This is a genomic window from Azospirillum brasilense (genome assembly GCF_007827815.1).
Classification (GTDB): domain Bacteria; phylum Pseudomonadota; class Alphaproteobacteria; order Azospirillales; family Azospirillaceae; genus Azospirillum; species Azospirillum brasilense_C.
On record NZ_VITH01000006.1, the window covers coordinates 73,160 to 89,541 of the forward strand.

The 16,382-nt window shown below is 69.2% G+C and carries 10 protein-coding genes; 7 read left to right on the top strand and 3 right to left on the bottom strand.

The genetic code is table 11. From position 1 onward, the window contains the following. Position 1: 1 nt before the first annotated feature. The 7 genes from leuD (at position 2) to FBZ83_RS13580 (ending at position 5,485) form a co-directional block, all read left to right on the top strand. On the top strand, positions 2–628 hold the full coding sequence (gene leuD, locus FBZ83_RS13550) for a 3-isopropylmalate dehydratase small subunit (RefSeq protein ID WP_145683657.1): 627 nt from the start codon (positions 2–4) through the stop codon (positions 626–628). A gap of 57 nt (positions 629–685) precedes the next feature. Further along, on the top strand, positions 686–1,645 hold the full coding sequence (locus FBZ83_RS13555) for an ABC transporter substrate-binding protein (protein ID WP_145683659.1): 960 nt from the start codon (positions 686–688) through the stop codon (positions 1,643–1,645). A 54-nt stretch (positions 1,646–1,699) separates the two neighbouring features. Further along, entirely contained in the window at positions 1,700–2,560 is an 861-nt protein-coding gene (locus tag FBZ83_RS13560) for an ABC transporter ATP-binding protein (protein ID WP_145683661.1), read from the top strand. Further along, a complete protein-coding gene (locus FBZ83_RS13565; RefSeq protein ID WP_145683663.1) occupies positions 2,557–3,306 on the top strand; it encodes an ABC transporter permease in 750 nt (249 codons plus the stop codon). Before FBZ83_RS13560 ends, FBZ83_RS13565 begins: the two co-directional genes overlap by 4 nt. A 5-nt stretch (positions 3,307–3,311) precedes the next feature. Beyond that, positions 3,312–4,049, top strand: a complete 738-nt coding sequence (locus FBZ83_RS13570) for an ABC transporter permease (RefSeq protein WP_145683665.1) — start codon at positions 3,312–3,314, stop codon at positions 4,047–4,049. A 23-nt stretch (positions 4,050–4,072) separates the two neighbouring features. Beyond that, positions 4,073–4,951: an isocitrate lyase/PEP mutase family protein gene (locus tag FBZ83_RS13575; RefSeq protein ID WP_145683667.1), complete on the top strand. Its 879-nt coding sequence runs from the start codon at positions 4,073–4,075 to the stop codon at positions 4,949–4,951. Positions 4,952–5,164: 213 nt separating this feature from the next. Next, positions 5,165–5,485 (top strand): carboxymuconolactone decarboxylase family protein, encoded by a 321-nt coding sequence (locus FBZ83_RS13580; RefSeq protein WP_145683669.1) that lies wholly within the window; start codon positions 5,165–5,167, stop codon positions 5,483–5,485. A 263-nt stretch (positions 5,486–5,748) separates the two neighbouring features. On the opposite strand, the gene FBZ83_RS13585 is transcribed toward FBZ83_RS13580, so the two are convergent. From FBZ83_RS13585 to FBZ83_RS13595, 3 genes are all read right to left on the bottom strand, one after another. Continuing rightward, positions 5,749–9,024, bottom strand: a complete 3,276-nt coding sequence (locus FBZ83_RS13585) for an efflux RND transporter permease subunit (protein WP_145683671.1) — start codon at positions 9,022–9,024, stop codon at positions 5,749–5,751. A 14-nt stretch (positions 9,025–9,038) separates the two neighbouring features. Beyond that, entirely contained in the window at positions 9,039–10,265 is a 1,227-nt protein-coding gene (locus FBZ83_RS13590; RefSeq protein ID WP_145683673.1) for an efflux RND transporter periplasmic adaptor subunit, read from the bottom strand. A gap of 294 nt (positions 10,266–10,559) precedes the next feature. Further along, positions 10,560–16,310, bottom strand: coding sequence for a trifunctional serine/threonine-protein kinase/ATP-binding protein/sensor histidine kinase (locus FBZ83_RS13595; protein ID WP_145683675.1), 5,751 nt, complete (start codon positions 16,308–16,310; stop codon positions 10,560–10,562). Between the last annotated feature and the right edge of the window lie 72 nt (positions 16,311–16,382).

Below are 16,382 nucleotides of genomic sequence, written 5' to 3' on the forward strand. Positions count from 1 at the left end.
CATGCCGGAACCCGTCAACCGCATCACCGGGATCGCCGCACCGCTGCCGCGCGCCAACGTCGACACCGACGCGATCATCCCCAAGGCGCATCTGCTGACCATCCACCGCAGCGGGCTGGGCGCGGGCCTCTTCTCCGAATGGCGGTTCGACGACGACGGCCGGGAACGGCCGGACTTCGTCCTGAACCAGGCCCCCTGGCGGGAGGCCAAGATCCTGCTGGCCGGCGAGAATTTCGGCTGCGGCTCGTCGCGCGAGCACGCGGTGTGGAGCCTGATGGACTTCGGCATCGGCTGCGTGATCGCGCCGAGCTTCGCCAGCATCTTCCACGAGAACTGCCAGAAGAACGGTCTGGCCGCGGTGACCCTGGACGAGGCGGCGCTCGCCCAACTCGTCGCCGTCGTCCAGGCAACGCCGGCCGCCACCATGACGGTGGACATCGAGACGTGCCGCGTCACCGCCCCGGACGGGCGGGAGTTCCCCTTCACGATGGAGGCAGCGCGGCGGCAGGCGCTTCTGGAGGGGCTGGACGAGATCGGGGCCAGCCTGCGCCACGACGCCGCCATGGCGGCGTTCGAGGCGCGCGACCGGGCGCAGCGCCCGTGGATTCACGCCCTGCCCACCGCCTGACGGGTCCGGGTCAACGCGCATGGCCGGAAAGGCCAGCGGCTATTGGGAGGAACAGCGATGTCGTTCATGACCACGATGAAGCGCAAGGCGGTCCTGGGGGCGGCGGCCATGGGAGTGGCGCTCGCCACCCTGGTCCCGGCGCAGGCCGAGGAGATCACGGTCACTCACTGGGGCGTCCTGATGTACGGCGCTCCCTACGCCGTCGCCATGGAGAAGGGCTACTACAAGGAGCAGGGGCTGGACATCACCGGCGTCCTGACCTCCAAGGGCGGCGGCACGACCATGCGCAACGTCATGGCGGCGCCGATGCCCTACGGCGAGGTCGCCCTGTCGGCGGCGGTGGCGGCGATCAACCAGGGTCTGGACGTGAAGATCATCCACACCGGCGTCCGCACGGCGGGCGAGATCCTGTGGGTGACCAAGCCGGACTCCCCGGTCAAGACCGCCAAGGATCTGGACGGCAAGAAGGTCGCCTTCACCAGCCCGAAGTCGGTCACCGACATGCTGCTGACCATGGTGAAGGACAAGCACGGCATCACTGTGGACGGCGTGTCGGCGGGCGGCATCGGCGGCGGCCTGACCATGCTGGAGCAGGGCGCGGTGGCCGCCGCCCCGGTGATGGACCCGATCTGGGCGCGCGTGCAGAACAAGTACCGCATGGTCTTCGCGGTCGAGACCGAGCTGCCGACCATGGTGCAGACCGTGGGCGTCACCACGTCGGACTTCGCCGCGAAGAACGGCGACAAGCTGCGGAAGCTGATCGAGGCGCGGCGCAAGGGAGTGGACTTCGTCTACGCCAATCCCGAAGAGACCGCCAAGATCATGACCAAATACTACGACATCGACGAGGCGGTGGCGCTGCAGGCGTTGAAGAATCTGGCGACCATCAAATACTGGAGCGCCGGTGACTTCGAGTATGACGGGATGGACAACCTGATCAAGGGCCTGCAGATCATCGGCGAGGTCAAGGGCGAGGTCGACTGGTCGAAGCACTCTGACGCCAATTTTCTGAAATAACCGCCCTGAAGAACATCCGCCTGACGCATCACGATGACCGGGAGGAAGCCCCCGATGAAAGCCAACGTCGCCGCCAAGCGCGACCTGCACGAGGAGGCGGGGGCCAACCCCGCTCCGGCTGTCCACGCCGAACTGAAGGGGGTGAGCCGCATCTACGGCGTTCCCGGCCAAGGCGGGGTGCACGCGCTGGGCCCCGTCGACCTGACCTTGCGGAAGGGGGAGTTCTTCTCCGTCGTCGGGCCGTCGGGCTGCGGCAAGTCCACGCTGCTCGACGTGCTGTCCGGCCTGTCCGTGCCGACCGAGGGGTCGGTGAGCTTCGAAGGCAAGCCGGTGGCCGGCAAGGTCCCGGACGGCGTCGGGGTGGTGTTCCAGGAGGACGCCACCTTTCCCTGGCTGACCGTGTGGGACAACATCGCCTTCGGCCTGCGCCGGGCGGGCGTCGATCCGGCGGAGATCGAGCGGCGGGTCACCTACGCCGTCGGCTTCGTCGGGCTGAAGGACTTCGCCAAGGCCTATCCGGTGCAGCTGTCCGGCGGCATGCGCCAGCGCGTTTGCATCGCCCGCACGCTGGTGATGCGCCCGCGCCTGATCCTGCTGGACGAGCCGTTCGGCGCGCTCGACGCCCAGACCCGCCTGATCATGGGCGACGAGCTGCTGAAGTTGTGGCGCGAGACCGGCGCCACGGTGATGCTGATCACCCACGCGCTGGACGAGGCGGCCATGCTGTCGGACCGCATCGGCGTCATGTCGTCCCGGCCCGGACGGATCATCGAGGAGATCGAGACGGGCTGGCCACGCGAGCGCGATTCCCGCATCGCCAGCGAGGACGCCTTCGGCCAAATCACCGCCCGGCTGTGGCGCCTGCTGCGCGAGGAGAGCCTGAAGGCGGCGGGCCTCGCTGGGGGTGGGTCGTGAGCTGGGCGGGCTGGCTCCGCCTGATCGTGGTGAGCGGCGCCGTCCTGCTGCTGGAGGTGCTGTGCCGGGCCGGCGTCATCGCCAAGACGGTCCTGCCAGCACCCAGCGTCATGGCCGGCGATCTCTACCGCCTTCTCGCCTCGGGGGCGGCCAGCGCCGACATCGGCGAGACGCTGGGCAACGTCGCCATGGCGGTGATCGCCTCGATCCTGCTCGGCTTCATCGGCGGCGTGGCGATCCACGCCATGCCGCGGGTACGCCGGGCGCTCGACCCCTTCCTGGCGACCTACTACGCGGTGCCCTTCTTCGTCTTCTACCCGGTGCTGATCGTCATCTTCGGCCTGGGGGCGGCGCCCATCGTGGTGATCGGCACGCTGTTCGGCGTGGTGGCGATGCTGATCAACACGCTGAACGGGCTGGACCGGATTCCGCGCGTCCTGCTGAAAACCGCGCGCGTCCATGGCATGGACCCGGTGCGCACGGCGCTGATGGTCAAGCTGCCCAGCGCCGCACCCTTCCTGTTCACCGGGGCCAAGCTCGCCATCGCCTACTGCTTCATCGGCGTCATCGCGGCGGAGTTCATCATGTCCTCCTCGGGCATCGGCTACAGCATCGCCTATGCCTTCAACAACTTCGACAACGCGCGGATGTACGCGCTGATGCTGTTCATCATCGTCCTGGTGACGGTGCTCAACGCGGTGCTCTTCACCTGGGAGCGCCGGATCATGCAGCGGCGGAGGCGCTGACGGCCATGCACAGAAAGACCGATACGCTCCTCGTCATCGTCGCGTTGGTGACCCTGTGGCAGGTCCTGCACTGGATCGTCGGCAGCGTCGCCCTGACCTCGCCCGCCGACACGCTGGCCCGCGCCGTGGAGCTGCTGGGCTCCGCCACCTTCTGGCCACACGTCGCGGAGACCGGCATCGCGCTGCTCTATTCGCTGCTGCTGGCGGTGTTCGGCGGGCTGACCATCGGCATCGCGCTCGGCATCAACCGGCTGGCCGGGGAGGTGGCGGAGCCGATCCTGGTGTCGCTCTATTCGCTGCCCAAGATCACGCTCTACCCGGTGATCCTGCTCGCCTTCGGGCTGGGCCTGTCGGCCAAGGTGGCCTTCGGGACGATCCACGGCATCATCCCGGTGATCATCTTCACGATGAACGCGGTCCGCACCATCCCGCCGGTGATGCTGCGCAGCGCACGGGTGATGCGCCTGTCGCCGCCCCAGCTCGTCTCCACCATCATCCTGCCCGCGGCCTTGCCGGAACTGGTGTCCGGCCTGCGGGTGGGCTTCTCGCTGACCCTGCTGGGCGTGCTGATCGGCGAGATGTTCGCCTCGCAGCGCGGCCTCGGCTACCTCGTCATGAACGCCATCGGCGGGCACGACGTGCGCACCATGATGGCCGTGGTGCTCATCCTCGCCACCACCGCCGTGCTCATCAGCGCCGGCCTGCTGCACATCGACCGGCGCATGCACCGGCGGGCCTCGTAAAGACTTCCGGAGATTCCAACGACATGACCACATCCCTCAAGCCCAAGTCGCTCAAACAACGCCTGTCGCAGCCGGGCCTGATCTCGGCCCCCGGCGTGTTCGACATGATCTCGGCCAAGGTGGCGGACGGCATGGGGTTCGACGCGCTGTACATGACCGGCTACGGCACCGTCGCCAGCCATCTCGGCCTGCCGGACGCCGGGCTCGCCACCTACAGCGACATGGTCGGCCGGGTGCGGGCGATTGCGCGGGGCACCAGCACGCCGCTGATCGCCGACGGCGACACCGGCTACGGCGGGTTGCTGAACGTCGACTTCACCATCCGCGGCTATGAGGAGGCCGGGGCCGCCGCCATCCAGCTCGAAGACCAGGAATTCCCGAAGAAGTGCGGCCACACGCCGGGCCGCCGGGTCATCCCCATGGCCGACATGGTGCGCAAGATCCGCGTCGCCTGCGAGGCGCGGTCGTCGAGCGATTTCCTGATCATCGCCCGCACCGATGCCCGCACGACGCTCGGCCTCGACGAGGCGCTGCGCCGCGCCGACGCCTACGCCGAGGCCGGTGCCGACATCATCTTCGTGGAAAGCCCGGAGAGCGAGGCGGAGATGGAGCGGATCTGCCGGACCATCGGCAAGCCGCTGATCGCCAACATGGTGGAGGGCGGGCGCACGCCGGTGATGACCGGGGCGCAGCTGGAATCGCTGGGCTACCGCATCGCCATCTTCCCGGCCACCGGCTTCCTGGCGATGGCCGCGGCGCTGCGCAGCGCCTACGGCGAAATCCTCGCCAAGGGGTCGAGCGCCGAGTATCCGGGCGACCTCTACCCCTTCCCCGACTTCACCCGCCTGATGGGTTTCGAGCGCGTCTGGGAGTTCGAGAGGCGCCACCCCGAGACGGCGTGATTTTCCGCCATCTCAGGGCATTGGTGCGCGGTGCGACGCAACGCTCATGTCGCGATTTCGCATCTCGGACAATTTGCGCACTTCCGTGCGGCGACCCCAGGGTGTCATGGTCGGCAAGTGAACATCCTGGGGATGAAACACCCAGATCATTGGGTCGCAGGCACCGATCGGCGGAAGCCCCAAAGGAGCCTGCGACCGGAGCGGACTGAGCCGATGACCGACACGCCACACGTCAGCAATGCTTTCCAAACGTTCAGCAAAGAAGCGCCGGCCCATCAGCAGGCATGGCTCGAAGCGGTGAAAAGGCTGGAGGTGGCCTCCGCCCTGGACGCCAAAACCGCTGAGCTCGTCTACATCGGAATTCTGGCTGCCGCCCGTCTCGAGAGCGGACTGCCGTTCCATGTCGCCGACGCCAAGCGTTTGGGCGCCACGCGGGACGAGGTCGCCAGTGCCGTGCTGGCGGGTCTTCCCGCGGTCGGCAACGCTGTGATCCAGGCTTTGCCGGTAGCGCTCGCGGCTTACGACCGCAGCTAGGAGACCGGTGTGCGGGTAGGAACATCTGGCGGGGCAATCCGGACGTCGAGCGCCATGGGAGCGGTCGATCGGTTGCTGCGGGCGCTGCCTGCAACCTCGGCACTTCGGCACGCCGGGCGCTGATCGATCTGCGCATGGTCTCCCGTGGTGACGGCGCGACGCCTGGGGGATGATCGTTTCCCATGTTAAGGACGGGTGCTTCCGGCCGGCGCCTCTGGGACGCGCCACAGCCGCGCGGCAGCACCCGATCAACGCTCCGGGGATCAACGCTCGGGGGCGGGGGTTCCCGGGATTTCACGGGTCGCCGGATTGTACCTCCCGGACGCCGCGGGGTCCGCTGCAACGGGCCCCCGGGCGGGCGCTTCCGCGGTCCGCGATGGATGCTGGTCGGCGGGATGCTGGTTGACGGCCAGGGGCCCGCTGAACAGGCGGCGGATCACCGTGTAGAAAACGGGGGTGAAGATCAGGCCGAACAGGGTGACCCCGAGCATCCCCATGAACACCGCGGTGCCCAGCGACTGGCGCATCTCCGCCCCGGCTCCTTGGGCGATCATCAGCGGCACGACGCCCAGGATGAAGGCAAAGGACGTCATCAGGATCGGGCGAAGCCGGGTGCGCGCCGCCGCGACCGCGGCCTCGAAACGGTCCTTGCCCTCGAACAGCTCGTTCTGGCGGGCGAACTCGACGATGAGGATGGCGTTCTTGGCGGCCAGCCCGACCAGCACGACGAATCCCACCTGCGCCAGGATGTCCACCGCCAGCCCGCGCATCAGCAGGCCGGTCACCGAGGCCAGCAGGCACATCGGCACGATCAGGATGACCGACAGCGGCATCGCCCAGCTCTCGTACTGCGCCGCCAGCACCAGGAAGACGAAGACGACGGACAGCCCGAACACCAGCAGGCCGGTGTTGCCCGCCGCCTTCTCCTGGTAGGCCAGTTCGGTCCATTCGAAGCCGAAGCCGTCCGGCAGGGTGTCGGCCGCCGCCTTCTCCATGGCCGCCAGCGCGTAGCCGGTGGAGAAGCCGGGCAGTGTGTTCCCCTGAAGCTCCGCCGCCGGATAGAGGTTGTAGCGGGCGACGCGATAGGGTCCGGTGATGTTCTGGAACTCCGCCACAGCGCCGATCGGGACCATGTCGCCCTGCGCGTTGCGGGTCTTCAGGTTGGCGATGTCGCGCGGGGTCTGGCGGAACCGCCCGTCGGCCTGCGCGGTCACCCGGTAGGTGCGGCCCAGCAGGTTGAACTCGTTGACGAAGGAGGAGCCGACATAGATCTGCAGCGCCTCGAACACCTGGTCGGCGGTGACGCCCAGCATCTCGGCGCGCTGGCGGTCGATGTCGGCGAAGACCTTCGGCGTCTTGGTGTTGAACAGCGAGAACACGCCGACGAGGCCCGGAATGCGGTTCGCCGCACCGGCCAGCTCGTTCACCGCCTCCTCCAGCGCGGGCAGGCCGCGGCCCCGCTTGTCCTCCACCATCATCTTGAAGCCGCCGGAATTGCCGATGCCGCGCACCGGCGGCGGCGGGATGGTGATGATGAAGGCGTCCTCGATAGCGCCCAGCCGGGTTCTCAGGTCGCCCAGCACGGACTCGGCGGTCTGGCCCTTCGGGATGCGGTCGGCGAAGGGGGCGAGGGTGACGAAGATCGCCCCGGCGTTCGGCGCGTTGGTGAAGGTGGCGCCGTCGAAGCCGGCGAAGGGCACGGCGTGGATCACCCCCGGCGTCTTCAGCAGCGTGTCCACCGCGGTGCGCACCACCTCGTCCGTGCGGGCCAGCGACGAGCCGGGCGGCAGCTGCACCACCGTGATGAGATAGCCCTGGTCCTGGTTCGGAATGAATCCGGTCGGCGCCCGGCTGAACTGCCATCCCGTCAGGGCGAGCAGCACGCCATAGACCGCCAGAACGATCACCGGCAGCCGCACCAGCCGCCCGGTGAGCCCGGCGTAGCCGTTGGACAAACGGTCGAAGCCGCGGTTGAAGCCGCCGAAGAAGGCGTTGACCGGGCGCATCAGCGGCGACGGCTTGGCCGGGTGCGCCTCGTGCGGCTTGAACAGCAGCGCGCACAGCGCCGGGCTGAGGGTCAGCGACACCAGGCAGGAGATCACCGTGGCGGTCGCGATGGTCACCGCGAACTGGCGGAAGAACTGGCCGGAGATGCCGCTGACCAGGGCCGCCGGGATGAACACGGCGGTGAGCACCAGGGCGATGGCGATCAGCGCGCCGCCGACCTCGTTCATCGTCTCGTGCGCGGCGTCCTTGGGCTTCATGCCCTGGCGGATGAACCGCTCCACATTCTCCACGACGACGATGGCGTCGTCCACGACGATGCCGATCGCCAGCACCAGCCCGAACAGCGACAGCGTGTTCAGCGAATAGCCCAGTGCTGCCAGCACCGTGAAGGTGCCGATCAGCGAAACGGGGATCGCGACGATCGGCACGATGGAGGCGCGCCACGTCTGAAGGAACAGGATGACGACGATGACGACCAGCGCCACGGCCTCGAAGATCGTCTTGTAGACCTCCTCCACCGACTGCGCGATGAACTCCGTCGGGTTGTAGACCACGTCGTAGCGCATCCCGCTGGGGAAGCCCTTGGACAGGTCCGCCATGGTCGCCAGGATGCGGTCGGCGGTTTCCAGCGCGTTGGAGCCCGGCCTCTGGAAGATGACCAGCGGCACCGCCTGCTGGCGGTCCAGATAGGCGTTGAGGTTGTAGTCCTGCGCGCCCAGCTCGACGCCCGCCACGTCGCGCAGGCGGGTGACCGCGGCCCCGTCGGTTTTGACGATGATGTTGCCGAACTCGCGCGGGTCGGTCAGGCGGCCCAGCGTCTCGACGTTGAGCTGGAAGGCGCCGGGGGCCGGCACTGGCGGCTGGTTGATGACGCCGCCCGACACCTGGACGTTCTGCGCCTGGATCGCCCGCACCACGTCGCCGGCGGTCAGGCCGCGCGCCGCCACCCGGTCGGGGTCGAGCCAGACGCGCATGGCGTAGTCGCGGGCGCCGAACACCTGGATGTCGCCCACCCCGTCCAGGCGCGCCAGCACGTCCTTGATCTGCAGCAGCGCGTAGTTGGACATGTAGAGCTGGTCGCGCGTTCCATCCGGCGAGTTCAGATGGATCACCATCAGCATGTCGGGCGAGTTCTTGCGCACGGTCACGCCGATGCGCCGCACATCCTCCGGCAGGCGCGGCTCGGCCACGGCGAGGCGGTTCTGCACCAGCACCTGCGCGTTGTCCAGGTCGGTGCCCAGCTTGAAGGTGATGGTGAGCTGGAGCCGTCCGTCGCTGGTCGCCTGCGAGGCCATGTAGAGCATGTCCTCGACGCCGTTGACCTCCTGCTCGATGGGGGCGGACACGGTGTCGGCGACCACCTGCGCCGACGCGCCGGGGTAGGTCGCGTTGACGACGATGGTCGGCGGCGCGATCTCCGGATACTGCGCGACCGGCAGGGTCAGATAGGCGAAAACCCCGATCAGCGTGATGAAGATGGACAGGACCGCCGCGAAGATCGGCCGGTTGATGAAGAAGTGCGAGATGTTCATGGTCCCGGCTCCGCTCAACCGGCCGGCGGCTTCGGCGGCTCGATCCGTCCGTCCTGCGGGGTCACCTTGGTGCCCGGCCGGGCCCGGACGAGGCCGTTGATGATGACCTTGTCCGTTTCCTCCAGCCCGGAGCGCACGACGCGCAGCCCGTCCTCGATGGGGCCGAGGCGCACCGGCTTCGGCACCACCGTGCCGTCGTTGCCGACCGTCAGGACGATCTTGTTGGCCTGGTCGCTGACCACGGCCTGATCGGGGATCAGCGTGGCGGTGTAGCGGTCCGATCCGGGCAGGCGCAGCCGCCCGAACTGGCCGGGCGTCAGCAGCAGCGACGGGTTGGGAAAGACGGCGCGGGCGCGGATGGTGCCGGCACCGGGGCTCACCTGATTGTCGATGAAATTGAGCGTGCCCTTCAGGGTCCAGCTCTGCTCGTCGAACAGGCGGCCCTCGACCTCGATGCCGCCGTCACGCTGCGACCTCAAGGCGCCGCGCGCCGCCGCCCGCTGGTAGGCGAGGTAATCGGATTCGCTCATGTCGAAGGTGAAGTAGATCGGGTCGAGCGAGACGATGGTGGTCAGCAGGGTCGTCGTGCCGCTGTCGCCACCGACGATCAGGTTGCCGACGCTGACCTCGCGCCGGCTGATGCGGCCGGCGATCGGGGCGGTGATGCGGGTGAAGTTCGCATTCAGCTCCGCCGTCCGGACGGCGGCCTTCGCCACCTCGACCCCGGCGGCGTCGACGCGGACCTGCTGCTGGCGCTCGTCGAACACGCTGGCCGCGACGTTGTCGCTGCGGCGCAGCTCCGACGCGCGGGCAAGCTGGCGGTTCGACAGGTCCAGCTTGGCCTCGGCCTGCTGCTGCTCCGCCCGCGCCGAGGCCAGAGCCGCCTCGAAGGGGCGGGGGTCGATGACGAACAGCGGGTCGCCCTGCTTGACGATCTGGCCGTCCTGGAAGGCGATGGAGTCGAGATAGCCGCTGACCCGCGCCCGGATCTCCACGAAGTCCACCGCCTGGAACTGGCCGGTGAACTCGTCCCATTCGACGATCTCCTTGCGCAGCGGCGGGCTGACCGTCACCGGCGGGGGTTGGCTGTTCTGGGCGGTCTCGGCGGCGCGGGCGCGGTTACCGCCGGACGGGCCGGCCAGCCACAGGCCGCCGATCAGCGCGATTGCGGCAAGGAGTGCCGCCAGAGCGGCTTTCATCCGGCTGGGGGAGGCGGCCCCGCCTGTCCTTGCCCCTGTCATGACCGTCTCCGCTCCCGTTGCCGGCGCACCGATGGTTGCATGGATCGGCACAGTTCCACAGGACGCGAAGGTTGCAGCCGTCAGCCTCTATAAAGAGGGATCGGCGCGGCGTTGGTGGGAAAACCGCCGGTCTGGCGATCGGGACGGACTGTGGGTGAAGGATTCAGCTTCCTCGCTGGAGCTGGCCGGGGCGCCGCCAGCCAACACGACCGCCACGTCCAGATGATCGGCGAGCAATGCCCAGGCACAAGGCTGGCCCGTCCGGTCACCCGCAAGGTCGCCAATGGTACCAGCTCAGGCCTGAGGGGCCTTTCCGGGGGCACGGCTGGGGAACTCGACGGTGAATCGCGTTCCCTCGCCGGGCTGGCTGTCGAGTTGGATGGTGCCGCCGAGCTGGCTGGTGATGAGGTTGAAGACGATGTGCAGGCCGAGCCCGGTCGAGCCGGTGCCCCGCCGCGTCGTGAAGAAGGGCTCGAAGACCTTGCCGTGGTTCTCCGCCGGGATGCCGCAGCCGTCGTCCTGGTAGACCAGCCGCACCCCGTCGTTCTCCACCGCCTGAGCGGTGATGGCGATCCGGCCCTTTTCGCCTTCCCGGTAGGCGTGGTTGACCGAGTTGGTGATGAGATTCGTCACGATCTGGGCGATCACGCCGGGATAGCTGTCCAGCTCGATGCCCTTGGGGCACTCCAGCCGCACCTCGTGGCCGGGGCGGTGCCAGGTCGGGCGCAGGCTGACCAGAACCTCCTCCAGATAGCCGCGCAGGTCGAAGCGGCGGCGGTCGCTGCGCGTCTGGTCCGAGGCGACCTGCTTGAAGCTCTGCACCAGATCGGCGGCGCGGGTGGCGTTGCTGATCATCAGCGTGGCGGCGTCGCGCGCGGCCTGCATGAAGTCCTGGAAGTCGGCCCGGCGCATCTTGCCGGTGTCGGACAGCGTTTCGAGCGCGCTGATCTTCTCGCCGAGATAGGAGGCGCTGGTCATCACGATGCCGATGGGCGTGTTGATCTCGTGCGCCACACCGGCGACGAGCTGTCCCAGCGAGGCCATCTTCTCCGCCTGGACGAGCTGCTGCTGGGCGGCCTTGAGCTGACCATGGGCGGTGTGGAGCTGCTCGTGGGCATCGCGCAGCTCGCTTTCACGGCTGCGGTCCACCGTCACGTCCACATAGACCTGGACCATGCCGCCGTCCGGCATGGGATTGCTGCGCACCTGGATGACCCGGCCGTCGGCGAACTCGATCTCGCTGGGGCTGCTCACCAGGGGCGAGGGCATCAGCGCGGTCAGAAGCTGGCCGGAGGCGTTCACCGCGGCGCTCAGCTCGCGGTAGGGAAGGCCGACCCGGCGCAGCGTGTCCGGCAGGCTGAAGAGGGCCATGGCCCGTTCGTTCCAGACGCGCAGCCGCTCCTCGGCGTCGAAGGCCGCCAAGCCGTCGTACATGCTGGCCAGCGTCGCGCGCAGCAGCTGCGACTGCTCGGCCACCTCGCGGGTCCGCTCGGCCACCTGGGCTTCCAGCGTGCGGTTCAGCCGCTCCAACCCGTCGTAGAGGCGGGCGTTCTCGATGGAGATGGCGATCTGCACCGACAGGAGGTTGAGCAGCTCCAGCCGCTCCGGGCTGAAGATGTCGGCGGCGAGGTTGTTCTCCAGATAGAGGATGCCGACCATCTGGTTGCGGTTGCGCAAGGGCAGGCACAGCACGGAGCGCGGCTGCGCCATCCGCGTGTAGGCGTCGTACTGGAAATCGCCGTCGTTGGCGGCGTCGGCCAGGACGACCGGCTCCCCGGTCTGGATGACCGCGTCGACGACGCCGCGCACCAGGATCGGCGCCGCGTCGTCGAGGGGGCGGGACTGCAGGACCTCCGCGGCCTCACCCTCGCTGGTGGCGTCGGCCTCGATCCGCCACGCGCCGTCGGTCGGCAGCAGCAGGCAGCCCCGCGTCGCCCCGGCGTTGGTGATGACCAGCTTCATCAGCGTCCACAGCAGGTCGCCCAGCCGGATGTCCTGCGCCAGCGCCTGCGAGGTGCGGATCACCGTCTCGACATCCACCATGTGGGAGCTGGACCCGGAGGAGGAGGAGCGCCGCCGCGACGTGGCGGTGACCGGGCGTCGCGGCGGGAAGCCGTCGTCGACGGGACCCTGGTCCGCCGCCGTCTCGCCGAACAGCTCGGCCAGCCGGGCGTCGAGCGCCCGGACCTTCGCCAGCGCGTCCCAGCGCCGGTAGGCGTGGCGGGCCTGGAACAGCATCGCCTTCGCCGTGAAGCGGTCGCCGCGCGCCAGCGCGGCCTCGCCGGCCCGCTCGCAGGCGAAGGCCTCGTCGTGGGTGAAGCCCTGCTCGCGAGCGCTCTCCGCGGCGGTCTGGTAATGACGGTGCGCCTTGTCCAGCCGCCCGGTGGCGCGCAGCCGTTCGGCCACCACGAGCGCCAGCAGGTGGCGGAAGTTGGTCGGGGCGTGGCGCACCGCGCCGCGCAGCCGTCGCTCCAGCCCGAGCGCCACGGCCCGCGCCCGCAGCCGCTCGGCGGGGCGCAGGCGGTCCCAGGCGGCGAAGTCGATCAACGCGGCGATCACCCGCATGCGCAGGTTCATCACCATGCCCATGGAGGCGTCGGCGAAGGGACGGCGCTTCGCCATGCAGCGCCGCGCCTCGTCGATCCGACCGAACAAAAGGTTCAGATAGGCGAGGTGGCTGTGCATCGTGTCCAGGGCAAGGCGGTTGCCGCTGGCGGCCAGGGCCGGGACGTCGCTTGCTTCCGTGACGTGGGGTCCGGCGAAGGCGGTGGGGTCGTCGCATTCGCCGAGCAGATTGGCGATGAGCTGCTGGTGGGGCCGCAGCACGCCCGCCGCGGTCTGCTGGTTCAGGCGCGCGATGGCGGCGGCGTGGCCCGCCGCGGTCTGCTGGAGCTGCCGCAGCGGATGGCCGAGAAACAGCCCTTGCGCGACGGCGTTGTTCAGGCAATAGGCGGCGTACTCGATGTCGCCGGTTTCCAGGCCGATCCGGTGGGCGTTGAGAAGGCCGGCCAGTGATTTGGCCACCGGCTGGTGCCAGACCTCGATGAACAGATGGACGACGAACAGCGTCTGGGCGCGGCCCTGGTTGGCGTTCAGCCGGTCGAGCACGCGCAGCGCCACCCGCCCGTACATGGCGCCCGCCGGGACGTCGCCGAGCATCGCGCAGTGCAGCAGCCCGTAGGTGGCGTAGGTGATGCCGGAGGCCGGCAGGATACCCTCGGTCGCCGACAGCCGGACCATGCGCAGCAGCAGCACCGTGTAGAGGTTGGTGTCGTGCAGATAGGCGCTCGCCAGCACGCGCGACACGATGCGGCCGATCGTCAGGAGGCGCGGGTCGGTGAGGGGCGGGCGGTTGACGAGATCCTCCTCGCCCTTGCCGCGCAGCGCGAGTTTGGTCGTGGCGAGTTCCTTGAGCACATGCCGGGTGTCCGCCCGCTCGGGGATCGGGCTGCCGAGCTGGCCCAGAGCGGTGCGGCAGGCGTCCAGCGCCGCCGGCAGGTTCTGCCGCGACACATGCATCTGGATCTGTGTCTCGAAGGCCAGGGCACGGTCGAGGACGGTGCGGGCGTTGGCCTCGATGGCGTCGGCCAGCGGCGTCGCCGCGGCGACGTCGCCGTTCACCGCCGCGATCTCCGCCGCTTCGGCGTGGAGGCTGAGCGCCAGTTCGTACAGCCGCGACCAGCCGTCCGCGGGCAGCAGCCCGACCCCGGTGATGAGATAGTCGAAGGCCGGCCCCAGCGCCGCCGAGGCGCGCGCCGCCTGTCCGGCCAGCAGGTTGTAGCGGGCCAGCCGCTCCCGCTGCTCCGGCGACAGCAGGGACACGGCGCGGTTCAACTGGTTGGTGATCGCGAACAGCCGATCCGTGGCCCGATCGCCGCCCCGTTCCAGGACGAGGCCGATGGCGAGGTGGCAGGCCAGGGCCTCGGCGTCCGGCAGCATGCTGTAGGCCGCCTGCTGCACGCGGTCGTGGACGAAACGGTAGGTGGCGCGCGGCGAGACGCTGTCCATGTCGGCGTAGCGGTAGGCGTCGCCCACCGGGACCACCAGCCCGCTGCGCAGGGCCGGCCACAGCGCCGCCGCCGTCGCGGTGGAGGTCCGCCGGCTCGCGTCGGCCAGGGTGGCGAGATCGAAGGCGCTGCCGATGCAGGCGGCGGTCTGGAGGACGGTCAGCGTTTCGGCGGGCAGCTCGCGGATGCGGCGGACCACGAAGGTGACGACGTCGTCGACCATCCGTTCCATCCGCTGGGACTCGATGGCCTCCAGGTTCCAGTTCCACACCCCGGCGAGGCCGTCATAGGCGATCAGCCCGCTCTGCTCCAGCGACTCCAGGAATTGCCCGAGGAAGAAGGGGTTGCCCAGCGTGTTGGCGATCAGCCGCTCGGCCAGGGGGCGCACGTCGTCGGGGGCCGCGTGCAGCGTGTCGGACAGCAGGGCCACCACCGCGTCGGCGTCGAGCCCGCCGAGCGACACGTCGCGCACCGGAACGCCACGCTCGCCAAAGGTCTGGATGGTGTGGCGCAGCGGGTGGAGCGCGTCGACCTCGGTGTCGCGGCAGGTGCCGACCAGCAGGAAATGGCCGAGGTCCGGGTCGCCCGCCAACCCTTCCAGCAGCTTCAGCGTGGCGAGGTCGGCCCATTGCAGATCGTCGAGGAACAGCACCAGCGGGTGCCCCGCCCCGGCGAAGGCGCGGACGAAATTGCGGAACACATAGATGAAGCGCTCGTGCGCCTCCACCGGACCCAGCTCCGGCACCGGCGGCTGGGGGCCGATCAGCCGCTCGACGTGCGGGATCACGTCGGTGATGACCCGCCCGTTGGGGCCGAGCGCGGCGAGGAGGCGGGCCCGCCAGCGCGCCAGCGACTCCGGACCGGCGGCGAAGGTCTGCCGCACCAGGGTCTTGAAGGCCTCGATCACCGGGGCGTAGGGAATGTCGCGCTTCAGCGGCTCGAACTTGCCGGTGATGAAGAAGCCGTGGCGGGCGATCACCGGCTTGTGCAGTTCCCGGACCAGCGCCGATTTGCCAACCCCCGAATAGCCGGAGATCAGCAGGGCTTCGAACCCGCCCGCGGCGGCGCGCCCGAAGGCGTCGAGAAGGACGCGGAACTGCGCGGTGCGGCCATAGAGCTTCTGCGGGATGCGCAGCACCGGACGGACGTCCCGGCTGGCCAGCGCAAAGGGCTCGATGCGGCCGTGGCTGCGCCATTCGCTCAAGCAGCGTTCAAGGTCGGCGCGCAGGCCGAAGGCGCTCTGGTAGCGCTCCTCCGGGTTCTTCGCCATCAGCCGGGCCACGATGGCGGCCAGAGGCTCGGGCACCAGCGGGTTGAGCTTGTGCGCCGGGACGGGGGTCCGCGCGATGTGGCAATGCACCAGCTCCAGCGGGTCGCCGGACGGGAAGGGCGGCTGGCCGGTCAGGAATTCGTGAAAGGTGGCGCCCAGGGCGTAGAAGTCGGCACGATAGTCCACCGACCGGTTCATCCTCCCGGTCTGCTCCGGCGCCATGTAGGCGAGCGTGCCCTCCATGGTGCCGACGTCCGGGTCGCCCGCTTCTTCGCGCGACAGCTCCGACGCGATGCCGAAGTCGATCAGGTTGAACTGGCCGGTCGCCGGGTTCCAGATCAGGTTGCCGGGGCTGATGTCCTTGTGGACGACGCCGGCATCGTGCACGGCGGCCAGCGCGTCGACCGCCTGGAGCGCCATTCGCAGGAAGACCGCGACGTCCTCCGTCCGCACGTCCGGAAGGCTGTCCAGCGCGGTCCCGCCGATGTCGCGGAACACCATCATCAGCCCAGTGCCGTGGGGCACGCAGTCCAGCGCCTCCACGACCCCGGCGTGGCGCAACCGGCGGGTGATGGCGAATTCGCGCAGGAAGGCCGCCTTGTCCTCGCCGCCGATGTCCGCCCCGGACAGGAATTTGCAGATGACGGGCAGGCCGTCGTCGCGCCGGACGGCGCGCAGCACGGTGGAGCGCGACCCCACATGCAGCGTCTCGACAACGCGGAAGCCCGATAACGCCGGCACGGTTGCGGTTGGGATGGCCCCGATCACGACGCAGCATCCTCATGTCGCGTGGTTGCGACATCCGTTATAGAAGGTCGCGCCAGGGTGGAGCAAGCGCAG

What these genes read in the sequence shown, in the direction of transcription:
- FBZ83_RS13560 (WP_145683661.1), top strand. Translation starts at nt 1,700, where the DNA reads ATGAAAGCCAACGTCGCCGCCAAGCGCGACCTGCACGAGGAGGCGGGG.
- FBZ83_RS13580 (WP_145683669.1), top strand. Translation starts at nt 5,165, where the DNA reads ATGACCGACACGCCACACGTCAGCAATGCTTTCCAAACGTTCAGCAAA.
- leuD (WP_145683657.1), top strand. Translation starts at nt 2, where the DNA reads ATGCCGGAACCCGTCAACCGCATCACCGGGATCGCCGCACCGCTGCCG.
- FBZ83_RS13575 (WP_145683667.1), top strand. Translation starts at nt 4,073, where the DNA reads ATGACCACATCCCTCAAGCCCAAGTCGCTCAAACAACGCCTGTCGCAG.
- FBZ83_RS13570 (WP_145683665.1), top strand. Translation starts at nt 3,312, where the DNA reads ATGCACAGAAAGACCGATACGCTCCTCGTCATCGTCGCGTTGGTGACC.
- FBZ83_RS13555 (WP_145683659.1), top strand. Translation starts at nt 686, where the DNA reads ATGTCGTTCATGACCACGATGAAGCGCAAGGCGGTCCTGGGGGCGGCG.
- FBZ83_RS13590 (WP_145683673.1), bottom strand. Translation starts at nt 10,265, where the DNA reads ATGACAGGGGCAAGGACAGGCGGGGCCGCCTCCCCCAGCCGGATGAAA.
- FBZ83_RS13585 (WP_145683671.1), bottom strand. Translation starts at nt 9,024, where the DNA reads ATGAACATCTCGCACTTCTTCATCAACCGGCCGATCTTCGCGGCGGTC.